This window comes from Brevibacterium epidermidis NBRC 14811 (genome assembly GCF_001570805.1).
GTDB classification, from domain to species: domain Bacteria; phylum Actinomycetota; class Actinomycetes; order Actinomycetales; family Brevibacteriaceae; genus Brevibacterium; species Brevibacterium epidermidis.
The window spans coordinates 549,334-571,596 of the sequence record NZ_BCSJ01000015.1; the positions used below are offsets into that span (position 1 = coordinate 549,334).

Consider the following 22,263-nt stretch of genomic DNA (forward strand, 5'->3'; position numbering starts at 1 on the left):
GCTTCGACACCGCCGCAAGCTCCGGTGAAACGATCGGTACTGGTCGGTCGTCGGTCACCACCGGATGGCGGCGTCCCCCACGCTCGGCGTTTGCGCAGGTCAGCGGTTCGTTCGCCCAGTGGGCGCATCAAGCGATAGACGCAAAGCCGACGTGATTAGGTCGTCGGTTCGATTCCGACAGGCGGCTCCGGCGAACAGCCCCTGACCTGCGGAAACGCAGGGCAGGGGCTGTTCGGTTCTGGTGGTCGCGCGATGCGCTGGCCTCACGGCTCTGCCCGACACCGACGTCGCTCTCCTCTGCGACGGACCCTCGCCGGCTGAGCGCTCGCGGCCGGCATCCTGTCCGTGTGCCGATAGGCCTCGCACCGCTCGGCAACGCAGCATGGCGTTGGGTCGCGACCTGGCGACGGCTCGGCGGGGCGCGATCGTCTCGTGCGTTGGCGGACTACGGGAGCTTGGACGCGAGGACGTCGGCCGCCAGAATCTCGGGTGCTGCGCTGAGGAGGTGCTGGTTGGCCATCAGGGCTGCGACGATGGCGCCGTTGGCGTGGGCGTCGCGAGCGGCCTCGTCGGGGAATGCATCGAAGATCCAGAAGGTGTCGGCGTGGGTCCTGACCGCGAACCAGACAATCGTTCCTACTTCTTCGTTGGCGAGTGCGACAGCGCCGGCGAGCAGATCGGCGAGCGCGTCGTGCTGTCCATCGGCCGCGACGATCTTGGCGACGAAGGCATACGGAAGTGATGCGGGTGTTGACATGAGGGACTCTCCTTGGAGTCATGATTCTTCGTGTGACGAGTTCAGCGTATGACGAGCGAGGGCCGGTGGGTAGTGGCGTATACGGCAGTATTGCTATTGTTTACGGCATGCGTATCGGACTGATCGCGATTGACGGCTGCTTCGGTTCGGCTATCGCGTCGATCATCGACATCGTGCGGGTGGCCGACGGAGCCCGCGGCGATGTCGACCCGCGGATCGACCCGATCGAACTCGCCATCCTCGGACCGAAACGGCGAGTGACCACGACGGCATCGATGACCCTGTCGGTGGACCACCCGCTGTCGGAGTCCGCAGAGTTCGACGTGGTCGTCGTCCCTGCGCTTGGAACCCTTACGGCCGCCGCTACCAACGACGCCCTCCAGAGCCGAGATGCTCGTTCGGTCATCGCCTCGCTCGGGCGCCTCGACGAGGCGACCACCCGGATCGCCGCGGCGTGCACCGGCGTGTTCGCTGTCGCCGAGACCGGACGGATGCATCATCGGCGGGCGACGACCAGCTGGTTCCTGGGGCCGGAGTTCCTGAAGCGCTATCCGACCGTCGCCCTCGATCTCGACACCATGGTCGTGGTCGACGGGAACCTCGTCACCGCCGGCGCCGCGTTCGCCCATATCGACCTCGCGCTCTCACTCGTGCGATCGATCAGCCCCGACCTGGCCCAACACGTCGCCAAGCTCCTCATCATCGACGAGCGCCCGTCGCAGGCGGCCTTCGTCGCCTACGAACATCTCCGGCACGAGGACCCGATCGTCGTCGAGTTCGAACGCTTCGTGCGCGCCCGACTGGACGAACCGTTCAACGTCGCCTTCGTCGCGCAGTCGCTCGGCACCAGCCGGCGCACCCTCGAACGACGAGTCCGTGCGGCGCTCAACCTCACTCCGCTCGGCTTCGTCCAACGGCTTCGCATCGAACGAGCTCGGCACCTCTCAGCAACCACGGACCTCACCTCCGCCGAGATCGCGCTACGGGTCGGCTACGCGAACGCCGAAACTCTGCGCTCCCTCCTGCGTAGGGAGCGACGCCGTTCCTGACCTATCGCCATGCCTGTAGCCGGTGTGCTAGTGCTCGACTGGAACCACCTCTCAGCACGTCGCGTCGACGCTCCTGCGTCGCCCCTGGACGACCCACTCGACACGCCCGCAGCACAGGCCATGTGACGTGTCCCGGCTTCCCGGACGGTCGGGGTTGGGTGGCTGTGATGTCGCTGCGTTCTCGTCGAGAGGATCAGCAGACCCGATCAGAGTCGATTGGGATAAGACGCGAAGGCGGTCAGGTCAGGGCGGCCGAAGCCGGCGGGCGGGGTAGCGTCGGACTCTCCATTTGAAGGCGCACCGTTCTTGACCGGATGCGTTTTGGCTCGTGGCGATCACCGTTCCGATCGTCGCAGTCTCCGATGTTCAATGCCGAATGGTTACAGGCTCGTTCGCCACTATCCACTCGACGATTGCGGCAACATGAGCATCGACCGAGTCGAGGGCCGGTAGGGGAGCGGTCTCCGGTGGGACCAACAGGCCGATCTCCGTGCATGACAGCGCCACCGCGTCAGCGCCGCGGGCCTTGAGGTCGTTCATGCTCTCGACGTAGCGTGCCCGCGAAGCATCCGTGAAGACTCCCTGCGTGAGTTCGTCGAAAATGATCTGATCGACCTCGAGGCACGTCTCCTCATCGGGAACGAGCGTCCGGATTCCCTGCTCCTCGAGTCGTCCCGTGTAGAAGTCATCGAGCATCGTCCACTTCGTGCCCAGAACCGCCAGCGTCGAATAGTCCTGACGCTTCGCCACTGTCGCGATCGAATCGACGATATGGATGAGCGGCACATCGACCGCCGCCTCAATGGCCGGAGCGCACTTATGCATGAGGTTTGTGGCGATCGCGACCGCCTCGGCGCCGCCATCGACCAGGCGCTGCGCCGTCGCCACGAGCGACGCGTCGTTGCCTGCCCAATCCTCGGCGACCTGCATCTCACGAATATCAGCGAAGTCCGTCGAATCAAGGAGGATCCGTGCGGAATGATGTCCGCCGAGCTGACCAGCCACCGCTTCATTGATCTTCGTGTAGTACTCAATGCTCGAATGCCAACTCATTCCACCCAGCAGACCGATCCTGCGCATCTTCCACTCCTTGTCATCACGAAACCAGCTACATGATCCAGTCTGACCCGATACCAACGCGCTCGGTAGACCCAGTTCCCTCTGCTCTGACATAAGCTGTACTTATGTCTTCCGTGTTCGAACACGCTCTCACTCTCGGCGAACCCAAACGTCTTCTCATCTTCGGTGCCATCGCCGAAGCCGGCAGCATCGGCGCCGCCGCTCGCACACTCGGCTGGTCCCAACCAGCCCTGTCCCAGCACATGACCGCTCTCGAAAAGGACCTCGGTGTCACGCTCTTCGACCGCACACCCCGCGGCATTCGGCTGACCACCGCCGGCCAACTCGCCCGCATCCGCTCAGGCGAAGTAGCCGCCTCGGTGACGGGACTGCGCAGCGACCTCGCCAAAGCCTTCGGCCTCGGTGGACGCAATGTCCGGCTGGCCGGGTTCCCCAGCTTCGTCATCGGCCCCCTGGCTGCAGCCCTCGGTCGACTCGAAGCGAACGCCGGCAGTGGAACAGACTCGCCACTGCACCACTCCTATGAAGTGTCCGAGGCCGAACCGCCGGAAGCGCTGCGCCTACTCGACGACGGCGCCATCGACATCGCCTTCCTCTTCCACCACGAAGACGAAACACCACCTGAACTGCCCGGACGTACGACCGTCGACCTCGGCGCCGACCACCTCGACCTCCTCGTCCCCGAACGCTGGAACCGCGCCGGACAGATCCAACACCTCAACGACGTCGCCGACCTACCTTGGATCATGGGCTGCGTGCGCTGCCGCTCCACCGCCGAACGACTCTGCCGGCACGCCGGCTTCGAACCCCGCACCCGCCACATCACCGACAACCCCGGCGCCATCCAATCACTCGTCTCCAACGGACTCGGCGTCGCCCTCCTGCCCCGCAGCGCCCGTCGTTACTCGAAGGTGGCCGGCATCGACCCCATCGCCCTTCAAGAAGCCGGCGCCCGACGAGTGACCGCAATGATCCCCGACGGACTGGCAGCCGCCTCCGAGATTGTCGACCTGATTGAAGCACTGCGTGCCGCCGACGTCACCGGCGGCGGTGCGACAGACGTCGAAACCGGCACCCAAGCAAAAGCAGCAGCGACCGGAACTACCGCCACCACCGCGCCCGACGGCTACAGTGACTCCTGATGAGTACGTTCACCAGAGTCCTCGATAGGTGGCTGACGGTCACCACGGCCGCGGCGATCATCGTGATGATGCTCCACATCGTCACCCACGCACTGGCCCGGTCGATCTTCCACGCCCCGCTCGATGGCACCAACGAGATCGTCGAATACTGGTACCTGCCGATCGTCGCGCTGCTCGGCATCCCGGCCGCTCAGCTGCAGAAGGAACACATCACTGTGACGATGGCCATCGAGCGGGCGAATCCTGCCACCGCAGCGGTGTTCACTGTCTTCGCATGCATCCTCGGCGCCCTTGTATCGATCGCCTTCGCCTGGTTCGGGCTGAGCAAGGCGCTCGAGAACACGGCGATCGGGTCGACCGCCGATGTCTCCGCCGTCATCACCTGGCCGGTGTATTACCTCGTTCCGATCGTGTTCGTCCTCCTCGCCGTGCTCTACATCCTCGACGCCGTCGCGATCCTCCGCCGCCGCAACCAGGTAGGGGAGGAGCAGTGAACGCGAATACCGACCTCACCGGCGCACCCTTGCCGCCAGAAGACTCCAATACAGCGAGCATCACCGGCGCCACCACCCAGAAACCCACCACGGCTCTCTTACCGAATGGCTCCCGTCGCGAACGCCCCGGCGCACTCGCCTTGACCGTCGGGTTCGGACTTGTCGCCGTCTGCCTCATCGGCCTCTTCACCAGCCCATCCGCGGCCATCGGAGGCGCCTGGTGCATCGGCATGATGCTCGTCCTCCTCTTCCTCTCCGTCCCGGTGGCGATTGCGCTATCCGTGCCGTCGATCATCGGCGTCTACGCCGTATCCGGGATTCCGGCGACGATGAACATCCTCTCCACCGCCCCGTTCAGCGCCGTCTCCGACTGGTCGATGAGCGTGCTGCCCATGTTCATCTTCATGGGCATGCTGCTCACCCAATCCGGACTGTCCGGCAAGGTCTACCGCGTCGCCGACCACTGGTTCTCCTGGCTGCCCGGCGGCATCGGCATCGGCACCACCTTCGCCGGAGCAGGACTCTCCGCCGTCACCGGTTCAACCATCGGCATGACCTACGCGCTGGGACGGGCAGGCATTCCCGAAATGCTCAAAGCCGGCTACGACAAACGCATGGCCGTGGGCACAATCATGGTTTCCGGCATGACCGGCAACCTCATCCCACCCTCGATCCTCATGGTCGTCTACGCCGGCATCGCCTCCGTGCCAGTCGGTCCCGCACTCATGGCCGGAGCCGTCCCCGGGATCCTGCTCGCCGTGTGCTTCGCTGCCTTCATCTTCGCCCTCGGCGTCGTCGCTCCGAGGCTCGTTGGTCGCGGCCAAAGCGCCAAGACCGCAACAGACGCAAACACCACTCGCCCCACGACGACCTGGCGCGACCGCTTCACCTCCCTGACCAGCGTGTGGGGTTTCGCGATCATCCTCGTCGTTCTCTTCGGCGGCATGTTCTCCGGCATCTTCACCCCCACCGAGGCCGGAGCCGCCGCCGCACTCTGCTCACTCCTCCTCTGCCTCTGGGAGAAGCGCGGCAGCCATCCGTGGCGCAAGGTCGCGGAATCGGCCATGGATACGGTGGCAGCCACCTCGGCGATCTTCTTCATCATGATCGGCGCGACCATGCTCACCAGCCTGCTCGCCATCACCGGACTCGCCCCCATCCTCACCGGCCTCATCACGGACCTCGGACTGTCGCGGATCGGATTCCTGCTCGTCCTCATCGTCCTCTACATCGTCATGGGCATGTTCTTCGACACCCTGTCGATGATGCTGCTGACCATCCCGATCCTCTTGCCCACCCTGGAAACGATGGGGGTGAGCCCGCTGTGGTTCGGGGTCTTCGTCGTCCTCCTCGGCGAGTTCGCTATGGTCACCCCGCCGGTCGGCATCATCCCCTACATCGTCCACTCGATCGCGAAGAACCCCGAGGTCAACCTCGGTGCCACGGTCACGCTGCGCGACATCTTCATCTCTCTGCTGTGGTTCCTGCCCGTCGGTGTCATCTTCCTCATCCTCATGGTCGCCGTGCCCGGAATGACCGAATGGCTGCCCGACCTCATCAGCCGCACGAGCGGGGGAATGCCCGGATAATCCTCGCCGAGGTGGCCCTGCCCACCCGTGCACTGTGTCGTTCGGGTGGCTGCCGCAGGGTGTGAGCGGACTCATGGTTAGGGTGACCTCATTCAGGCATATGATTGGAGGGAATTCTCAGCCTTCGTTCAAAGGAGTCCCATGAAGCGCATCCGCACGGCAGCACGCCCCGCCAAGGCCATTGCGGCGGTCGCATCGCTGGCACTGTTGGCCGGATGCGCCGGATCCGTCGGTGGCGATGGAGCCGGTTCGAGTGACTCCGCGGGGGAGGGCTTCGCTTATGACGCCTCGCAGGACGAGATCGATGAGGCTCTGGCCGACCTTGATCCGGTGACGATCAAGTTCCAGCCGTCGTCGATGTCGGAGAAGTCGATCCTCGCGCCGAACGGACTCGACGTGAAGAAGGCCATCGAGGAACGCTCGGATGGCAAGATCACCGTCGACATCGTGTGGGGCCAGGCGATAGCCAGCTACGAAGACGTTGATGATGCCCTGGCCGATGGCCGAGTCGATCTCGCCTTCACACTGCCCTCATACACCCCGGCCGAGTACCCGGCCTTCGACGCGATCGGCACGGCCATGTCGACGTTGCCGTCCTCGCCGGTAGCCAGTGATCTGGCGGCGAACGCGGCCGGTGTGCAGGCAGCATGGGAGACGCCCGAGGTGCTTGAGGAGTTCGAGAAGAAGAACCTCGTTCCGCTCATTCCGATGCTCGCCGCGGGTGGGTACTCGACGATGTGCTCGAAGCCGATGACCTCGCTTGATGATTGGAAAGGCAAGCAGGTGCGCGTCGGTTCAGCCGCGGCAGGCAAGCAGGTGACGGACCTGGGTGCGACTCCGGTGTCATTGTCATTCCCGGAGACCTATGAGGCGCTGCAGCGCGGAACTGTCGACTGCGACCTCGGCCAGTTGGCGCCGAATGTTGAGGCCGGCACCTTCGAGGTGGCCCCGAACATCGGTGTGGCATCGGACGCGGGCATTGCACGTTCGGCGGGTGCGATTACGGCGGGCAAGAAATATTCGGAGCTGCCGGTTGCCTACCAGCAGGTCATCTTCGACTCGATGTCGACGACGTTCAGCACGATGATGGAGGTCGTCATCGGTGCGAAGGCACAGGCCGTCGAGCAGGCGAAGGACAACGACGGTTCGGTTCAGCCGTTTGACGATGACGTGCAGAAGCAGATGGCGAAGTACGCGAAGACGCTGTCGGACAAGACCGCGGAGAAGGCCGAGGTGCCCGATGCGCCGAAGACGCTGGGCACCGCTGGAACCGAATGGGCAAAGTCCGTGTCCGAACTCGGCTATGACGACAAGGGCGACTTCGCTTCCCTCGACGAGTGGTACCCGGAGGACGCCTCGTACGACAAGCTCGGCGACGAGCTCTTCGAAAAGGTCATGGCCGAGCACCGGCCGGAGTAGTACCGTAGCGGGCTAGGCCCGAACTTAAAAAGGCCCTGTTGAACGGATGGCAAATAGTCCACCGTTCAACAGGGCTTTTGTGTTGTGCGAACAAGGCTGGGATCAGCTGGAATAGCCCGACCACGGATTTACTAATTGCACTCCGTCCAGCGCTTCGAAATGCTTAGTGTTGCGGGTAGCGACAGTCATGTGGTGAGCAACCGCGATCGAAGCAATGAGGGCGCCGTCGAGCGGTGCACGATCAGGTACGCGGAACGAGCCCAGCGCACGGGCGGCGGGCAGGTCGAAGGGGAGAACGCGTCCCGCAAAACCGGGGAGCAACATGTCCTCGAACCACATTCGCAGAATCTTGCCTTGCTGTGAGTCCGTGCGTTCCTTCGCCGCTACACCACGCTCGATCTCGGAAATGGTCAAGGCAGAAACATACTGGGCTTGTGCGGGTATCGAACTAGACCACTCTTCGACTTCCGGATTTCGACCCCGGACTCGCAGAGCTGAAACGACGTTCGTGTCAAGAAGGAAGTTCATAGCTCTGCGCTACGTGCCTTCAGGCCAAGGCGCTTAGGCTCGAACTCGACCTGAGTATCGGTGCTCATCGAGATGAGGTCGACAAGTGTCGGCTCCTCGGCCGCAATGCCTACGGCAAGAGCTTCCCTGGCTTCCGCCTCGATGCTTGAGTTATGAGCAGCTGCTCGTCTGCGCAATATGGCTTTGGTGCCCTCCGGCAGATTGCGGATGAGAATCTGTTCCACGGCTCCTCCTTTGATATCACTACAATGATATCGCTGTCGGTGCGTGATCGGAAGAGAGCTATTCCGATCCACCGCAAACTCTCAATCGAACCTACTCCCTAATCAACTAGGCTGGTGATCGCGTAGGACAAAGTCGACGGAAGGGCTGACGGGTGACGATCCTCTACACCATCGGACTGGGCGTCCTCAGCGCGCTCATCGTCGGATTCCTCGTCCGGCGGATGATGCTCACCGGCACCGGGGCTGCCCGCAACACCATCGTCTCCCTCATCATGGGCCTGTCGATCTGGCCGATCACCCTCCAGGCCTACAAGATGCTCGGCATCTCCGCAGGCGGATACTATCCAACCCTCGACATGAGCTTCCCCGCCATCATGGTCTTCCTGCTGCTCTTCGCCTGGTTCATCGTCATCCAGATGTTCGTCCTGCTTGCGATCGAACTCATCATGCCCTCGGGCACGCTCAGCTCACTCATCCGCAACGCGCCGAAGATCCCCACCTGGTATCGCCGCGTCAACCGCCTGGCCCAGATCCAGAAGATCCTCATCAAATTCGGCCTCTCCCGCTACCTGCGACCGCGAATTCCCACCCTGCGCGTCTCCCTCCGAGAGATCGCCGCCACCACCCGTGACGCCCTGGCCGCCTCGGGGGTCACGTTCATCAAGCTCGGCCAGTTCATCGCCACCCGCGGTGACATGATCCCGCACGAATTCGTCGAGGAGTTCTCCACCCTCCAGGCCGGGGTGAAGCCCGTTCCCTTCGCCGAGGTGAAGGACCAGCTTGAAGCCCGATGGGGCCGCCCCGTCGCCGAGGTGTTCGCCGAGTTCGATGAGAAACCGTTCGCCGGTGCCTCCGTCGCTCAGGTCCACCGAGCCGTGACCTGGGAAGGCCGCGTGGTCGCGGTCAAGGTGCAACGGCCGAAGATCCGCAAACAGGTCCGCGCCGACTGCGATATCGTCCTCACCCTGGCCGACCGGCTCGACCGCACCACCGACTGGGCGAAGAAGATCGGCATCTCGAAACTCGCCCGCAGCTTCGTCGATTCACTGCAGGGCGAACTCGACTACCGCGGCGAGCTCGCCCACATCGAAGCACTCCGCCTCGCCGATGAAACCGGCCGGTCGACGACGCAGACTGATTCTGTTGTCCATATCCCGCACGTGTATAAGGAGCTCTCCGGCGAGTTCGTCATCGTCATGGACCTTGTTGAAGGTTCCCCTCTGTCCCACGGCGCCGAGGTGGTCGACCACCTCTCCGAGATCGCGCGCAGAGAGATCGCCCAGGACCTCTTCCTCATGGTCGTCCGACAGGTGCTCGGGAAGGGCATCTTCCACGCCGACCTCCACCCTGGAAACATCGTCGTCTCAAGCGCGGGCCGTGCCGGCCTCGTCGACTTCGGTGCCGTCGGCCGGATCGACAAACGCGATCGCCGAGCCATCGCGCTGCTGCTCATGGCCTTCGACTCGCAGAACTCGCAGGCGGCAACCGCCGCGATCCTCGAACTGCTCGGGACTCCGAGCGAAGTGAACCTGCGGGAGTTGCAGCGTGAGATCGGGCAGATCATGCTCAAATACGGAGACGGGGCACCGGGCTCGACCTCGGCGGCGCTGTTCGGCGAGCTCATTGACTTCGTCGTCGACTTCGGTTTCCCGATGCCGGCCTCGGTAGCAACAGCATTCCGTGCTATCAGTACCCTCGAGGGATCGATTACTCGTCTGGTGCCGGAACTCAACCTGCTGGCCCTAGTCACGCAGAACGGTAAGACGTTGCTGCGCGAGGTCGGGGGACTGGGAGTCGACCGACACGAGATGACGCTCTACGCGGCGGCGACTGCACCGCAGATCGCTGAGCTGCCCGGGCAGATCTCGCGTATCGCCGGTCACCTGCAGGACGGCACGCTCGACGTCGGGACGAGTGGGCTGAACATTGCGACGATCAAGAATCTGCTGGTCTCCACGGTTGAACAGTTCATTCAGGTCATCGTCTCAACTGCACTCATCCTCGGCGGGGTGATCCTTATGGCCGCTGACTTCGGACCTGCCCTGGCCCCTGAGCTCAAACTCTTCACGTACTTCGGCGCCTGGATGTTACTTGCTGGTAGTGTGATTGCGGCGTTGGTTCTTGCACCAGCGCTCAGGCAGAGGATGACGTGGGAAGGGCTGGGGTAGGCCAAGTGACGGAGCCAGTGGAGACGACGCGAATCAGCGATACCGCACTCATCTTCGAAGGCGGTGGCATGCGGGCTTCGCTCACCAGCGCCGTGGCAGTCGTCTTGCTCAACGAAGGCTTGGCGTTTGACTGGGTCGCCGGCATCAGCGCAGGAGCATCCACTGCAGTGAACTACCTCTCCGGAGACGCGTGGAGGATACGCAGGTCATTCGTCGAGTTCGCCGCGGAAGAAGAATTCGGCGGGTGGCGGTACTTCGCCCGTGGCAAGGGAATGTTCCACGGCGAGTACATCTACCAACGAGCGGGCGCTCCCGATGAGGCTCTGCCGTTCGACTGGGACACCTACGAGGCAAGCACTGGTGACATGCGGATCATCGCGTTCGATGCGGTGACCGGCGATGAGGCGGTGTGGTCGAAGAAGGACACCCCGAACATCGACGATTTGATGATCCGGGTGCAGGCATCATCGACGATGCCGATTGTCATGCCGCCTGTCCACCTCGACGGGCATGTGTACGTCGACGGTGCGATGGGGGAGGACGGCGGGATCGCCCTGAGCCAGGCCCAGCGCGAGGGCTTCGAGAAGTTCGTCATCGTTCTGACCCAGGAACGCAGGTACAAGAAAGTGCCGCAGAGATTTCCGGCGGTCTATCGCAGAATCTTCCGAAAATATCCGGCCTTGGCTGATGCGCTGCTGACTCGGTGGAAGCGATACAACGAGACCCGCGAACGAATCTTCGAACTCGAAGCGGAGGGGAAGGCCCACGTCTTCGCTCCTGAGCGTATGCCAGTCGACAACAGCACTCGTGATCTCTCGCGGCTCGCAGCTGCTCACCGGATGGGACTGTCGCAGTCTCGGCGGGAGCTTCCGGTGATGCGGGAGTTTCTTGGTGTTGGGCTCAGTTAGAAAGCGACCCGGAGGCGGGGCAAGACATCCAATATAATGGGCCAATCGGGGAACAGCTGCTTCCGGACGAGTTTTTGCTGGTGTTGATTTAGTGAGCGGCAGGCCTGGCCCGGTGTCGGCGGATGCGAATTTGACTGAGACTCGACTTGGGTGACAGCTCATGGGAATTGTTGTCTGACATGTTGACAGAATACGAATGGGCCTGTGCTCTGACCTCTATCATTGGGAGACAACAGTGGTGGAGACCGAAAGTGAGCAATGATGGCAATATCGGATTGGTTCAAGACGCCAGAATCTGATGAAACCGACCTGTTCAGGCGGTCTCGCCCAACCAAGGCGCAACGAGAAGCGATTCATAGCTACCTGGAGATCCCAGTCTTTCCTTGGGACACCTCAATCTGTGCCCTGATCGATCAGCACAACCAGTTTGTATTGGCGTTCCCCGACGCCAGCTCAAAAGAGCGTAAAGCCGAAAGCTTTATGTTTGACATCCAAACTACTCTTAATTTAATTGCATACGTGGATGACCTTGATCCACTCAGCGGTGCACTTTTAGCTAGGCCGTTGGCATTTGTCGAACCCACCGTAGATAATTCCCAGTTTTCAGATGTGGAATCAGATCTCCTTCAGAAGTACGAAGCCAATTCAATAGTGAGCTGGCCGACCTTGTTGCTGGAGGGACACATTAAAGCGCCAAGCGGTCCCGGCCAGTTGCCGCAGTTTCGTCCGTCTGGATCCACCACACATTATCAGGTGGTCAGCGATTGTTCGATTACCTTTGGTACGCGAGTAGTTGCGCTAGTAGTGGCGCTGGTAACCGAAGGGCGCCGGGGGCCCGAAATTATGCTGGATATACTGAACACTAATGATTGCACTGACTATAATTCATCGACTTACCGGAAGCTCCCTGGTGCATCTTTGGCGGAGTCCATGCATTTCTTTAACCAATTAGATAGGGCATTTTACAATTTGCGAATCCCTGGGGTGAGCTATGAATCCTGGGTAGAACTTGAGCAGGACTATGATTATTTAATTAGGAGAAGTAGCCTGATCGGCGATTCTCACTTACGCGAGTGGCAAGACAGAGACGCCAGGTTTGAAGAGATTTTGAATGCTGCGATACCAGGCACGAGAATGCCTGGTAGTCGTCAGATATTTGAACCAATGCAAATAGATGGCGGTGCGGATGTTGGTAGTTCGCTGAGGCTTCCGTCGCCACGATTGATTAAGACTCCTCGCGATGCCGAAATTTATGCAGCAGAAGTTATGGAAGCAACTGGGTTCACGAACGTCGTCCCCACTGGCTTGGGAGCTGACGGCGGGATCGACGTTGAGTCAACGGAAGCAATTGCGCAGGTCAAGCTTGAGGGGAGGCGATCATCTCGCGAGCAGCTTCAACGGCTTTATGGCATAGCAGCGCATCGTGATGCGTTGGCATTATTTTTCTCGCTGGGAGGGTACTCGGCTCAAGCGATCCAGTGGGCCGAAGAGACAGGCATGCACCTCTTCGAGTTCGAGTTTGACGGGACCGTGATTCCTAGATCTTCGCTGGCCAAACAGCTCTTCAGGATGAGTTGATTAGTGCGTGCGTCTCTTAATTCAGAGGTGGGGATGAGCCGTTCGATTTAATTGCTTGTAGCGTTATATGCCTGGTGGTCTGAATTAGGTTCAAGTAGCTTCGTCGGAATGCAAGCGCCCGGCGTAGGGCTACTTGAACCCCAACTTCACCGAAATCTCCCTCGCAGCTGCCTTCATCACCGGCACCAGCCCCTGCATCCGATCCTTCGGCATGAATGGGCGAGTGGCCGACAGCGAAATGCCGGCCACGATGTCCCCGCTGCCATCACGAATGGGAGCAGCCACGCACCGAATGCCCGGCTCATTCTCTTCTAGATCGAGTGCGGCTCCGTCGCGGGTGTAGCCCTCCATCCTCTTCACGAATGCGTCTACCGCAGCGGAGTCGGCACCGGGGTTTTCTGCGACGAACAGACCCTCCCACCGCTCTTCCTGCCCAAGCAGCAGTGCCTTGCCGACACCGGTGCGCGTCATCGGCATCCTATGACCGATCCGAGAACGCATCTCGGCCCCGCGGGTGCCTGGGATCTTATGGAGATAGAGCACCGACTCACCATCCTCGACCGAGAGATGGATCGTGTCCTGAGTCCGTTCAGCCAACGCCTCCAGGCTCTCCCTGGCTACGACCGGCAGCGGATCCTGATTGAGCGCGGTGAAACCATACTCGATCAGCGTCGGCCCGAGCCGAAACTCTCCCGGCGACCCATGCCGCAGATACCCCATCTGCACCAACAGCTGGATCATCCTGTGTGCACTTGACCGACCGATACCCGTCGAATCAACGATCGACTTCAGCGTCGTCGAGCCATGAGCCACGGCGCTGACGATCTGCAGCCCTCTGGCCAGGGTCTGAGTGCCCTGCGGAATGGCTTCGCCGATAACAGTTCCAGAATCCTCGATCATCACCCCAGTATGTCACCCCATCCCACATATAGGGACACCGGTGGCGCATGGTGGAACACGTGCTCATAGTGGCATCTATGGCAAATCTGGCACCACCCGAGGCCCCACAGATGATCGGCCTCGACTGGGGGACAAGCTCTCTGAGAGCCTTCCTCATCGACAGCGACGGACAGGTCCTCGCCGAACGCAACGGTTCCGACGGCATCATGGCCGTCAGCTCCGACACCACAGATCTCCGAGGCGACTTCTCCCGGATCGCTGAAGCCGCGGTTGGCGACTGGCTGACCACCTACGGCCCCCTGCCGATGCTCGCCTGCGGAATGATCGGCTCAACCCAGGGCGTCGCTGAGGCGGGCTACCTCGATCTTCCCGCCGACCTCAGCGACATGGGCAGGCGACTGACGACGGTCGAACTGACGACCGGTGACCTCCACATCGTCCCTGGCCTGCAGAAAGCCCCGACCGAGGCGACCGCACCCGATGTCATCCGCGGGGAAGAGACTCAACTGCTCGGCCTCCTCGGCGTGGATGACACCGAACCGAGCACGGTGATCCTGCCCGGCACACACACCAAATGGGTGAGCTGCCACGGACAACGTGTCACCGACTTCACCACCTCGATGAGCGGGGAGCTCTTCGGCCTGCTCAGCACCTCATCGATCCTCGGCCGCCTCGCCGAACCCACCGCAGGCTTCCACTCTGAGGCTTTCGACTGGGGACTGAGCGTCGGAGCTGACGACCCCGCCGCCGTCACGTCCTCAATCTTCTCCGCCCGAACCTGGGCTCTCGACGGACGCCTGCGTGCCGAAGAAGTCAACGACTACCTCTCGGGAATGCTCATCGGCGCCGAGGTGGCCCACCAGCTCGCCGTGGTTGCCGAGTCGAGCGCCCCCGTCATCGTCTGCGGAACCACAGATCTGACGAAGCGCTACACCCGCGCACTGCACCGAGCAGGCCGAGAGACGATTAACGCGAATCCGCGTGCGGCCGCCACCGGTCTCTTCCGCATCGCCGTACAATCCGGCCTCGTCCCGACCAAGGAGCACACCCATGCCTGACACTGTCCCCTCCGGCCTCATCGCCATCCTCCGCGGTGTCCGCCCCGACGAAGTCCTCGACATCGCCGAGGGCATCGTCGCCGCCGGGTTCTCCGCCATCGAGGTTCCGCTCAACTCGCCCGACCCCCTCGACTCGATCGCCGCGCTGGTCGAACGGTTCGGCAACGACCTGGAGATCGGTGCCGGCACCGTGCTCACCGCCAATCAGGTCCGCGATTGCGAGCGAGCCGGTGCCCGCATCATCGTCGCCCCCGACACCGACACCGAAGTCATCCAGACCGCGCTCGGGATGGGCCTCACCCCATACCCGGGAGCAGCGACACCAACCGAGGCGTTCGCAGCCATCAAAGCAGGCGCCACCAAGGTCAAACTCTTCCCCTCCTCGGCGGTGGGGATCAGCGGGATGAAGGCCTGGAGTGAGGTGCTGCCTGTTGGCACCGAACTCTTCCCCGTCGGGGGAGTAGGAGCCGACAACGCCGCCGAATGGCGAAAGGCTGGCGCAGCCGGCCTCGGCCTCGGTTCTTCCCTCTATCGCCGAGGCGACCGCCCCGACGACGTCCGCACCCGGGCCCAGTCGATCGCCTCGGCGTGGGCGCCCACCAACTGAGCACCGCTCCATCAACGACAACACCCGAACGAAAGGCCAGACCAATGAAGATCACGTCGATGACGGCGTACACAGTGCCGCCTCGGTGGCTGTTCCTCAAGATCGAAACCGATGAAGGGATCGTGGGATGGGGCGAACCCATCATCGAAGGCAAGGCAGCCACCGTTGCCGCCGCCGTCGATGAGCTCTCCGACCTACTCATCGGCAAGGATCCGGCGAACATCGAGGACCTGTGGACGATCATGTACCGCGGTGGCTTCTACCGCGGTGGCCCCATTCTTATGAGTGCGATCTCCGGAATCGATCAGGCACTGTGGGACATCAAGGGCAAGGCGCTTGGCCAACCTGTGCATCAGCTCCTCGGCGGGAAGGTCCGGGATCGGATCCGCACCTACTCGTGGATCGGCGGAGACCGTCCAGGCGACACCGCCGCAGCCGCACTCGAGACGAAGAACCGCGGGTTCACCGCGGTGAAGATGAACGCCACCGAGGAAATGCAGTTCATCGACTCCTTTACCAAGGTCGACCAGGTCATCGAGAACGTCCAGGCGATCCGGGAGGCCACAGGTGAGGATTTCGGCATCGGCGTCGACTTCCACGGCCGCGTGCACAAGCCGATGGCCAAGGTCCTCATCAAGGAACTCGAACCCTACCGGCTGCTCTTCATCGAAGAACCGGTGCTCTCCGAACACTTCGGTTCACTCCGCGACGTCATGGCGAACACACCGACGCCGATCGCGTTGGGAGAGCGGCTCTTCTCACGGTGGGACTTCCGTGAGGTGGTCGCCTCCGGTGCCGTCGACATCGTCCAGCCGGATGTCTCCCACGCCGGCGGCATCACAGAGACGCGGAAGATTGCGATGATGGCCGAAGCCTACGATGTGGCGCTCGCGCTGCACTGTCCCTTGGGGCCGATCGCGCTCGCCGCCTGCCTCCAGGTCGATGCCGGCAGCTACAACGCCTTCATCCAGGAACAGAGCCTGGGCATCCACTACAACACGAGCAACGACCTGCTCGACTACGTCACTGACCCGTCGGTGTTCAACTACGACGACGGCATGATCGACATCCCGTCCGGACCGGGTCTCGGCATCGAGGTCAACGAAGAGTACGTCATCGAACGCTCCGCAGAAGGACACCGGTGGCGCAACCCCATCTGGCGCCACGCCGACGGCTCCTTCGCGGAATGGTGACGGGATGGGATCGGTAGAAGAGAAGGGTGTTCAACGATGAGCTCGAAGACGGAAGCTACGGTGTCGCGACGTGTAGCCTCACCGGGAAGAGCCCGGTGGTGGATCCTCGGATGGCTGCTCGCAGCGATGATGATCAACTACATGGATCGATCGTCACTGTCGATCGCAGCTCCACACATGATCGACGAACTCGGTCTGACCGCCGCGGACATCGGGCTGTTGGGTACTGCGTTCTCACTGACATACGCGTTCTTTCAGCTGCCAGGTGGATGGCTGACCGATCGTCTCGGTGCGAAGCCGGTATACGTCATTGCGTTGGGGCTCTGGTCGATCGCCACTGCGCTGATGGCTTTTGGCCACCACATGTGGCATTTTATGGTGTCACGAGTCCTGCTCGGAGTCTTCGAAGCCCCGGTATCGCCTACTTCAGCGAAGATAGTCGCCGAGTGGTTCCCACCCCGAGAGCGCGGAGCCGCAGTCGGCGTCTACGACTCGGGAAGCAAATGGGGACCCGCCGTCGCTCCGCCGATCCTCACCTTCCTCATTATGGGCTTCGGTTGGCGAGCAATGTTCGTCATCCTCGGTGTGCTCGGTGTCATCGTGGCAGTGGGCTTCTGGGTTTTCTACCGTTCCCCGGAGTATGACCGCAGGGTCTCGGCGGCTGAACTCGAGCACATCCGAGCTCGAGAAGAAGACGACAATGCCCCGACCGGTCACATCCCCTGGTTGAAGCTCTTCACCAAGCCCCAAACTTGGGCAATGGTGCTGGGATTCGTCGCCGTCGTGTGGACACTGAACATCTTCGTGACCTTTCTGCCCCTGATGCTCAATGACATCTACTCGGTGGCCGATGCCGCACTGGGGTGGTACACGGCGATTCCATTCGCGGTCGGAGGCATCGGCGGTATCCTCGGCGGCTGGTTCACCACGAAGTATTCGCGGATGCGAGACCAATTAGCTCCTCTGGTCTGCAAACGACAGATCGCTGCAATCTATGGCGGCGCACTCGCCGTATGCTCAGTCCTTGTCGGAGTGACCACCGGTCACTTTGTTCTCCAACTGTCGGCGATGAGCCTTGCACTGTTCTTCTGTGGAGCACTGAGCGCCGTGGGGTGGTCAATCCCTGCTGATGTGGTGACTGGTAGTCGCGTCGCCTCACTGGGATCTATCCAGAACTTCGGCGGCTACTTCGCTGGTTCACTCTCGCCTTGGCTCACCGGAGTCTTGGTGACGACCACAGACTCATACCTCGTTCCCTTCCTCCTGGGCGCCGTCGTCGCAGTAATTGCGGGAATCGCCTACCTGCTCCTGCTGCGGGCTCCGATACGTGTGACCAGCGGCCCAACAGAAACCGGAAACCCGACGTCATGACGAAACTCGACACTGCAGTCACCACTCGTCCCACACGGATCCGCTACATCATCGCGGTTCTGCTCTTCATCACCGTCGTCATCAACTACATGGACCGGGCCAACCTGTCCATCGCAATGCCGGCACTGTCCCAGGAATTCGACCTCACCACGGGACAGCAGGGACTGCTGCTCTCTGCGTTCGGCTGGACCTATGCCGCGATGCAGCTGCCCGGCGGGTGGCTCGTCGACCGCGTGCGACCGCGCGTGCTCTACGCCTCGTGCCTGGTGCTGTGGTCCCTGGCCACACTGTTCATGGGAATGTCCGGCGGATTCGTCGCCCTCATCATCCTCAGGCTCATGGTCGGTGGGTTCGAAGCGCCGGCCTATCCCATCAACAACAAGGTCGCTACCGCGTGGTTCCCGGAGCGCGAACGCGGACGAGTCATCGCCTTCTACACCTCGGGCCAGTTCATCGGTCTCGCGTTGCTCACTCCCGTGCTGTCGTGGCTGCAGACGGTGCTCACTTGGCACTGGGTGTTCATCCTCACCGGTGTTGTGGGCATCATCTGGGCCGCGATCTGGTGGTTCGTCTACCGCGAGCCGCGCGATAAGTCGGGAGCCAACCAGGCCGAGATCGACCTCATCGCCTCAGGTGGGGGACTGGTCGATGTCGAGTCTGGTACGTCGAAGGAGTCGAAGCCGAAGCTCAAATGGTCCGACGTCAAGGTCGTGCTGACTCGTCGGAAGCTGTGGGGCATCTACCTCGGCCAGTTCTGCCTGACCTCGACGCTATGGTTCTTCCTCACCTGGTTCCCGACCTACCTCGTCGACTACCGAGGAATGGACTACATCGAGTCGGGCTTCATGGCCTCGCTGCCGTTCATCGCCGCGCTCGTCGGTGTGCTTCTCTCCGGGTGGGTCTCGGACCTCATGGTGAAGAAGGGACTGTCACTGGGTACAGCCCGGAAGCTGCCGATCATCATCGGCCTGGCGATGACAGTGTTCATGCTCGGCGCCAACTACACGGACTCATCAGCCCTGGTCATCGTGTTCATGTCGATCGCGTTCTTCGGCAACGGCTTCGCCTCCATCACGTGGTCACTGGTGTCTGCGCTTGCACCGGAACGGCTGCTGGGTCTGACCGGAGGCATGTTCAACTTCATTGGCAACCTGTCATCGATTGCCACCCCAATTGTCATCGGATTCCTCGTCACCGATGTCGACTTCGCGCCGGCGTTCGTCTATATGGCCGCGATCACGATCGTGGGTGTGCTGTCGTACGTGTTCCTCGTTGGCAAGGTTGAGCGCGTCGAAGAGTAGGCATTACTCCAGACTCCGGGCGATCCGTCGGTTGCGGGCTTCAATAAACTCGTTGTTCGCTTGCAGATAGTCGATGAGGTCGCCCGGAGTCTTCGGGACAGCTGGGGTCGAGAAGTCATCGAAATGATGAAAAACCTGGATGTCACGAGGTTACGCACCGGCTTGATCCACAGGAGGTCCGGCGAAGAAGGTCGGGCCTGATGTCATGAGGTCAATGGTTGAGAAGAGAGGCCTGGCCACGACGAGGTATATCGGATGGACTGTGCAGGAACTTCCATCATCGGAAGATCTCGACGACTATCCGGACAAGCGAATCGCCGTGTCCTGGGATCACCGGTCTACACTCTCGTTTACGAAGAGCCTCTAAAGTAGACGCCCCAAATCATGCTTCAAGATAATCGATCTGCGGAGAATGCTCTTGAAACTGACAATGGTTCAAAAGATATCCATGTATCAGCGTCGGCGTTTTGACGGTGAAAAATGGTGGATACTCTCGACGACTACCCGATAGTCACCGAAGGATTCAATCCGAACTCGGATTCGCCGCTTCATGGGCGTCGATAAGCATATCTTGATCAGAATAGATGGCAGACCGTTGCCGATGTCCTGCAAGGACCGGAGCGATTCAAAGACTCGGATGAGAGAGTCGCAACTCGGGAGCTGATTCGCTATGCTACCGTCGGCGGTCTCGTTTTGCGTTAGATTGCGAGACGGGAACAATCAGTTAATTCGACCGGTACCTTAGAAAAATTCTTGGAGTCGGGCCCGTAAAGCGGGGTCGCAGATGTAAACGTAAGTGCCCCGAATTCCTCGTGTGAGCAGCACGCTGTAGATGTTGCGAACATATTCGAGAAGGTCTTCGTCTGTGTATTTGATTCCGAGTTTGGGGTTGTTCTCGCGACCCTTCTTGTCGTGATAGTTGGCGCCGTCAAAGACGAGCTTGCCTGCGTCAGGGTCGTAGCGGAGGTCGTTGCCGATGATGACCCCGACATAGTTCAGGTCGTAGCCTTGGACGGTATGGATGGAGCCGACTTCATTCACCGAGCTTGGTGAGTTAATCCAGTCCGTCTTGGCCTTGTTCCATTGCATCTGCTGCCCGTCAAGTTCGATGTCGTAGACGGTTCCAGTCTTGTCGTTCTTGCTCTTCCAGAACCATGCGTATCCAGCGACGAGGCGGGAGAGTCCGTACTCTTCTTCGCGCTTCTTAAGCTCGGTTCTCATGTCTCCCAGATCAGTGAACAATCGAAGGTCATACTCCCCGAAATCTTCCCGAGCGGTTGGCGGATTGTTGCTAAGTATTGAGCGGACGTACCCCACATAGTCCTTGTCCGCCTCAATGCGCATCTGAGTTTGAAGCGGATAGAGCCGACCGGCAGACCTTGCTTGCGCAGCGAGCTTCTTCGTCGCGTCTGCAGGCAGATCAGCGGGACGAACAGTTTGATTGACATCTAACATGAGGATTGAATGACGACTCTGCTTTTTGATCCAGTCCAATTGGGTCTTCTTCAGGTCGTCCTCGCCAAATAGCTTCTGATTGATCTCTGCAAACCTCGTGTTTTGTGATCCAGAGGGTTGATTTGCACGATGGTTGAGTCGGTGAGCTTCATCGACAACGAGAAGGTCGAACCGTTCAGCGCTTTCGCCTACCTCGAACGGAGTCAGCACCATGCTCTTGCTCAATCCGGGAGTCAGTCTAAATACTTTGGCGATTGAATCCCGTAGAGACTGTTGGGGGACTACGATTGCGAACTTGAGAGATTTGAGCAGTTCCGCATGCTCAGGTGTGAAGTAGTCGCTGAAGATGGAATCGATGTCGAGCGGCTCTTCCGAGTCGTGCCGTCTGATGTCTTCCAGCAACTTGAGCAGATAGATCGCTACGACAGTCTTACCCGTTCCTGGATTGCCCTCGACAATGACGGTGTTGTCAACGCCGCTCTCTAAGTCGTCAAAGAAGCCCTCGAGAATGTCATCGACAGCGATGGCCTGGTCATGGTTGAGAGCTTTGAAAGGCGAGAGCTTGAAGAGATCGCTGTTGATGATCTGGGGGATGGTGCGTTTGAAGAGGCTTTCTTGAGTCCGCAACTCTTCGAAGATCTGGTGGAACGTCTTGTTGTAGGTTTCTCGGTCGTAATAGTCGGCATCAGTGATGCCGGCATTGAGGTTGAGAACTTGGCGGCTACCATCGCCGTGGAACATTCGAATGAGGAACGATTCCAGATCTAAGCATGCCGACTTGTTGAACGTATCGTCGAGAACGACTCTGACTGAGTTCAAGTTCTTCTTGGATTCGGAGTCCAGGTGTTGGCGCATTCGCCCTTCGACGTTGAGCGACTCACCGATGTACACCTCTTTGTGATTGTTCATCACGTAGACGACGGGCCAGTTCCGGTGTCGTGGGTCGGCAGCGCCCCAAACCTTGACCCGTTCCGACTTGAACGGGAACCGTTCGATCTTAAAGCTGGTCATATTTCACGCTCGTGCCTCGAGCCTTATCCACTGGATACTTCTCGCGAGTCTTGGCCAGCTTGTCCAAAATGATGGTGTCGGGATCCAGGCCCAGCTTGTCCGCGAGCAACATGCAATAAGTCAGCACATCAGCCAACTCGTCCTTCGCGGACTCGAGGTCGGCATCTCCCCATTGGAAACATTCGAGTAGTTCTCCCGCTTCGATGGAAACGCTCTTCGCGAGATTCTCGGGGGAGTGGAACTGCTGCCAATCGCGTTCTGCCATGAACTGGCGGACTGTGTCGCGAACAGAATCTTCGTACATGACTTCAAGTTATCAGCGACGTGCGACAAGTGGGCGATGCCAAGCGAAAGTTGGATCTCATGTATCAACCAAGCGGAATTGGAGTGCGTTCAGTCTTACGTCGTTATCCCGACAAATGGGGCCCGGA

21 protein-coding genes are annotated in these 22,263 nt (G+C 60.7%); 13 read left to right on the forward strand and 8 right to left on the reverse strand.

Going from position 1 to position 22,263, the window contains the following annotated elements; genetic code table 11:
* Nucleotides 1-445: 445 nt before the first annotated feature.
* Nucleotides 446-757, reverse strand: coding sequence for a putative quinol monooxygenase (locus BEP01S_RS13660; protein WP_027020518.1), 312 nt, complete (start codon nt 755-757; stop codon nt 446-448).
* A 107-nt stretch (nt 758-864) separates the two neighbouring features.
* Here BEP01S_RS13660 and BEP01S_RS13665 point away from each other — a divergent pair, with 107 nt between their 5' ends.
* Entirely contained in the window at nt 865-1,806 is a 942-nt protein-coding gene (locus BEP01S_RS13665; RefSeq protein ID WP_062244175.1) for a GlxA family transcriptional regulator, read from the forward strand.
* A gap of 366 nt (nt 1,807-2,172) precedes the next feature.
* On the opposite strand, the gene BEP01S_RS13670 is transcribed toward BEP01S_RS13665, so the two are convergent.
* Nucleotides 2,173-2,886: an aspartate/glutamate racemase family protein gene (locus BEP01S_RS13670; protein WP_062244178.1), complete on the reverse strand. Its 714-nt coding sequence runs from the start codon at nt 2,884-2,886 to the stop codon at nt 2,173-2,175.
* A 104-nt stretch (nt 2,887-2,990) separates the two neighbouring features.
* Here BEP01S_RS13670 and BEP01S_RS13675 point away from each other — a divergent pair, with 104 nt between their 5' ends.
* The 4 genes from BEP01S_RS13675 to dctP all read left to right on the forward strand — a co-directional run bounded on the left by BEP01S_RS13675 (nt 2,991) and on the right by dctP (nt 7,530).
* Nucleotides 2,991-4,028: a LysR family transcriptional regulator gene (locus BEP01S_RS13675; protein WP_244882239.1), complete on the forward strand. Its 1,038-nt coding sequence runs from the start codon at nt 2,991-2,993 to the stop codon at nt 4,026-4,028.
* Nucleotides 4,028-4,522 (forward strand): TRAP transporter small permease, encoded by a 495-nt coding sequence (locus tag BEP01S_RS13680; RefSeq protein ID WP_062244181.1) that lies wholly within the window; start codon nt 4,028-4,030, stop codon nt 4,520-4,522. Before BEP01S_RS13675 ends, BEP01S_RS13680 begins: the two co-directional genes overlap by 1 nt.
* The gene (locus BEP01S_RS13685; RefSeq protein WP_062244184.1) at nt 4,519-6,111 is read left to right on the forward strand and encodes a TRAP transporter large permease; all 1,593 of its coding nucleotides are present in this window, start codon (nt 4,519-4,521) and stop codon (nt 6,109-6,111) included. Before BEP01S_RS13680 ends, BEP01S_RS13685 begins: the two co-directional genes overlap by 4 nt.
* A gap of 141 nt (nt 6,112-6,252) precedes the next feature.
* A complete protein-coding gene (dctP, locus tag BEP01S_RS13690; RefSeq protein ID WP_062244187.1) occupies nt 6,253-7,530 on the forward strand; it encodes a TRAP transporter substrate-binding protein DctP in 1,278 nt (425 codons plus the stop codon).
* Nucleotides 7,531-7,632: 102 nt separating this feature from the next.
* Here dctP and BEP01S_RS13695 read toward each other — a convergent pair whose 3' ends face one another.
* Nucleotides 7,633-8,058 carry a type II toxin-antitoxin system VapC family toxin gene (locus BEP01S_RS13695; protein WP_062244190.1) on the reverse strand — a complete coding sequence of 142 codons (426 nt, stop codon included), beginning with the start codon at nt 8,056-8,058 and terminating at the stop codon, nt 7,633-7,635.
* Nucleotides 8,055-8,282 carry a FitA-like ribbon-helix-helix domain-containing protein gene (locus BEP01S_RS13700; RefSeq protein WP_062244193.1) on the reverse strand — a complete coding sequence of 76 codons (228 nt, stop codon included), beginning with the start codon at nt 8,280-8,282 and terminating at the stop codon, nt 8,055-8,057. Before BEP01S_RS13700 ends, BEP01S_RS13695 begins: the two co-directional genes overlap by 4 nt.
* A 152-nt stretch (nt 8,283-8,434) precedes the next feature.
* Here BEP01S_RS13700 and BEP01S_RS13705 point away from each other — a divergent pair, with 152 nt between their 5' ends.
* The 3 genes from BEP01S_RS13705 (at nt 8,435) to BEP01S_RS13715 (ending at nt 12,936) form a co-directional block, all read left to right on the forward strand.
* On the forward strand, nt 8,435-10,450 hold the full coding sequence (locus tag BEP01S_RS13705; RefSeq protein ID WP_062244195.1) for an ABC1 kinase family protein: 2,016 nt from the start codon (nt 8,435-8,437) through the stop codon (nt 10,448-10,450).
* Between the two features lie 17 nt (nt 10,451-10,467).
* Entirely contained in the window at nt 10,468-11,358 is an 891-nt protein-coding gene (locus BEP01S_RS13710; RefSeq protein WP_280512738.1) for a patatin-like phospholipase family protein, read from the forward strand.
* A 258-nt stretch (nt 11,359-11,616) separates the two neighbouring features.
* Complete coding sequence (locus BEP01S_RS13715) at nt 11,617-12,936, forward strand: restriction endonuclease (protein WP_062244202.1); 1,320 nt, start codon at nt 11,617-11,619, stop codon at nt 12,934-12,936.
* A gap of 129 nt (nt 12,937-13,065) precedes the next feature.
* On the opposite strand, the gene BEP01S_RS13720 is transcribed toward BEP01S_RS13715, so the two are convergent.
* Entirely contained in the window at nt 13,066-13,836 is a 771-nt protein-coding gene (locus BEP01S_RS13720) for an IclR family transcriptional regulator (RefSeq protein ID WP_062244203.1), read from the reverse strand.
* Between the two features lie 77 nt (nt 13,837-13,913).
* Here BEP01S_RS13720 and BEP01S_RS13725 point away from each other — a divergent pair, with 77 nt between their 5' ends.
* Genes BEP01S_RS13725 through BEP01S_RS13745 form a run of 5 tightly spaced genes read left to right on the forward strand, consistent with a single transcriptional unit; the run spans nt 13,914 to nt 19,366 of the window.
* Nucleotides 13,914-14,894 (forward strand): 2-dehydro-3-deoxygalactonokinase, encoded by a 981-nt coding sequence (locus BEP01S_RS13725; protein ID WP_167348283.1) that lies wholly within the window; start codon nt 13,914-13,916, stop codon nt 14,892-14,894.
* Nucleotides 14,887-15,501, forward strand: coding sequence for a 2-dehydro-3-deoxy-6-phosphogalactonate aldolase (locus BEP01S_RS13730; protein ID WP_062244211.1), 615 nt, complete (start codon nt 14,887-14,889; stop codon nt 15,499-15,501). Before BEP01S_RS13725 ends, BEP01S_RS13730 begins: the two co-directional genes overlap by 8 nt.
* Nucleotides 15,483-16,694: a galactonate dehydratase gene (gene dgoD / locus BEP01S_RS13735; protein ID WP_280512739.1), complete on the forward strand. Its 1,212-nt coding sequence runs from the start codon at nt 15,483-15,485 to the stop codon at nt 16,692-16,694. The genes BEP01S_RS13730 and dgoD overlap by 19 nt, the downstream gene beginning before the upstream one ends.
* A gap of 36 nt (nt 16,695-16,730) precedes the next feature.
* Nucleotides 16,731-18,065: an MFS transporter gene (locus BEP01S_RS13740; protein ID WP_083532722.1), complete on the forward strand. Its 1,335-nt coding sequence runs from the start codon at nt 16,731-16,733 to the stop codon at nt 18,063-18,065.
* On the forward strand, nt 18,062-19,366 hold the full coding sequence (locus BEP01S_RS13745; RefSeq protein ID WP_062244220.1) for an MFS transporter: 1,305 nt from the start codon (nt 18,062-18,064) through the stop codon (nt 19,364-19,366). The genes BEP01S_RS13740 and BEP01S_RS13745 overlap by 4 nt, the downstream gene beginning before the upstream one ends.
* A gap of 3 nt (nt 19,367-19,369) precedes the next feature.
* On the opposite strand, the gene BEP01S_RS17355 is transcribed toward BEP01S_RS13745, so the two are convergent.
* From BEP01S_RS17355 to BEP01S_RS13755, 3 genes are all read right to left on the reverse strand, one after another.
* Nucleotides 19,370-19,507 carry a DUF6994 family protein gene (locus BEP01S_RS17355; RefSeq protein ID WP_373277912.1) on the reverse strand — a complete coding sequence of 46 codons (138 nt, stop codon included), beginning with the start codon at nt 19,505-19,507 and terminating at the stop codon, nt 19,370-19,372.
* A gap of 600 nt (nt 19,508-20,107) precedes the next feature.
* Entirely contained in the window at nt 20,108-21,832 is a 1,725-nt protein-coding gene (locus tag BEP01S_RS13750) for a DUF2075 domain-containing protein (protein ID WP_062244223.1), read from the reverse strand.
* Nucleotides 21,819-22,136 carry a nucleotide pyrophosphohydrolase gene (locus BEP01S_RS13755; RefSeq protein ID WP_062244226.1) on the reverse strand — a complete coding sequence of 106 codons (318 nt, stop codon included), beginning with the start codon at nt 22,134-22,136 and terminating at the stop codon, nt 21,819-21,821. Before BEP01S_RS13755 ends, BEP01S_RS13750 begins: the two co-directional genes overlap by 14 nt.
* Between the last annotated feature and the right edge of the window lie 127 nt (nt 22,137-22,263).

Excerpts from the sequence above, each read along its gene's own strand:
- BEP01S_RS13675 (WP_244882239.1), top strand. The coding sequence starts at position 2,991 with ATGTCTTCCGTGTTCGAACACGCTCTCACTCTCGGCGAACCCAAACGT.
- BEP01S_RS13680 (WP_062244181.1), top strand. The coding sequence starts at position 4,028 with ATGAGTACGTTCACCAGAGTCCTCGATAGGTGGCTGACGGTCACCACG.
- BEP01S_RS13755 (WP_062244226.1), bottom strand. The coding sequence starts at position 22,136 with ATGTACGAAGATTCTGTTCGCGACACAGTCCGCCAGTTCATGGCAGAA.
- dctP (WP_062244187.1), top strand. The coding sequence starts at position 6,253 with ATGAAGCGCATCCGCACGGCAGCACGCCCCGCCAAGGCCATTGCGGCG.
- BEP01S_RS13695 (WP_062244190.1), bottom strand. The coding sequence starts at position 8,058 with ATGAACTTCCTTCTTGACACGAACGTCGTTTCAGCTCTGCGAGTCCGG.
- BEP01S_RS13740 (WP_083532722.1), top strand. The coding sequence starts at position 16,731 with ATGAGCTCGAAGACGGAAGCTACGGTGTCGCGACGTGTAGCCTCACCG.
- BEP01S_RS13745 (WP_062244220.1), top strand. The coding sequence starts at position 18,062 with ATGACGAAACTCGACACTGCAGTCACCACTCGTCCCACACGGATCCGC.
- BEP01S_RS13670 (WP_062244178.1), bottom strand. The coding sequence starts at position 2,886 with ATGCGCAGGATCGGTCTGCTGGGTGGAATGAGTTGGCATTCGAGCATT.
- BEP01S_RS13660 (WP_027020518.1), bottom strand. The coding sequence starts at position 757 with ATGTCAACACCCGCATCACTTCCGTATGCCTTCGTCGCCAAGATCGTC.
- BEP01S_RS13720 (WP_062244203.1), bottom strand. The coding sequence starts at position 13,836 with ATGATCGAGGATTCTGGAACTGTTATCGGCGAAGCCATTCCGCAGGGC.
- BEP01S_RS13730 (WP_062244211.1), top strand. The coding sequence starts at position 14,887 with ATGCCTGACACTGTCCCCTCCGGCCTCATCGCCATCCTCCGCGGTGTC.
- BEP01S_RS13715 (WP_062244202.1), top strand. The coding sequence starts at position 11,617 with ATGATGGCAATATCGGATTGGTTCAAGACGCCAGAATCTGATGAAACC.
- BEP01S_RS13665 (WP_062244175.1), top strand. The coding sequence starts at position 865 with ATGCGTATCGGACTGATCGCGATTGACGGCTGCTTCGGTTCGGCTATC.
- BEP01S_RS13750 (WP_062244223.1), bottom strand. The coding sequence starts at position 21,832 with ATGACCAGCTTTAAGATCGAACGGTTCCCGTTCAAGTCGGAACGGGTC.
- BEP01S_RS13725 (WP_167348283.1), top strand. The coding sequence starts at position 13,914 with ATGGCAAATCTGGCACCACCCGAGGCCCCACAGATGATCGGCCTCGAC.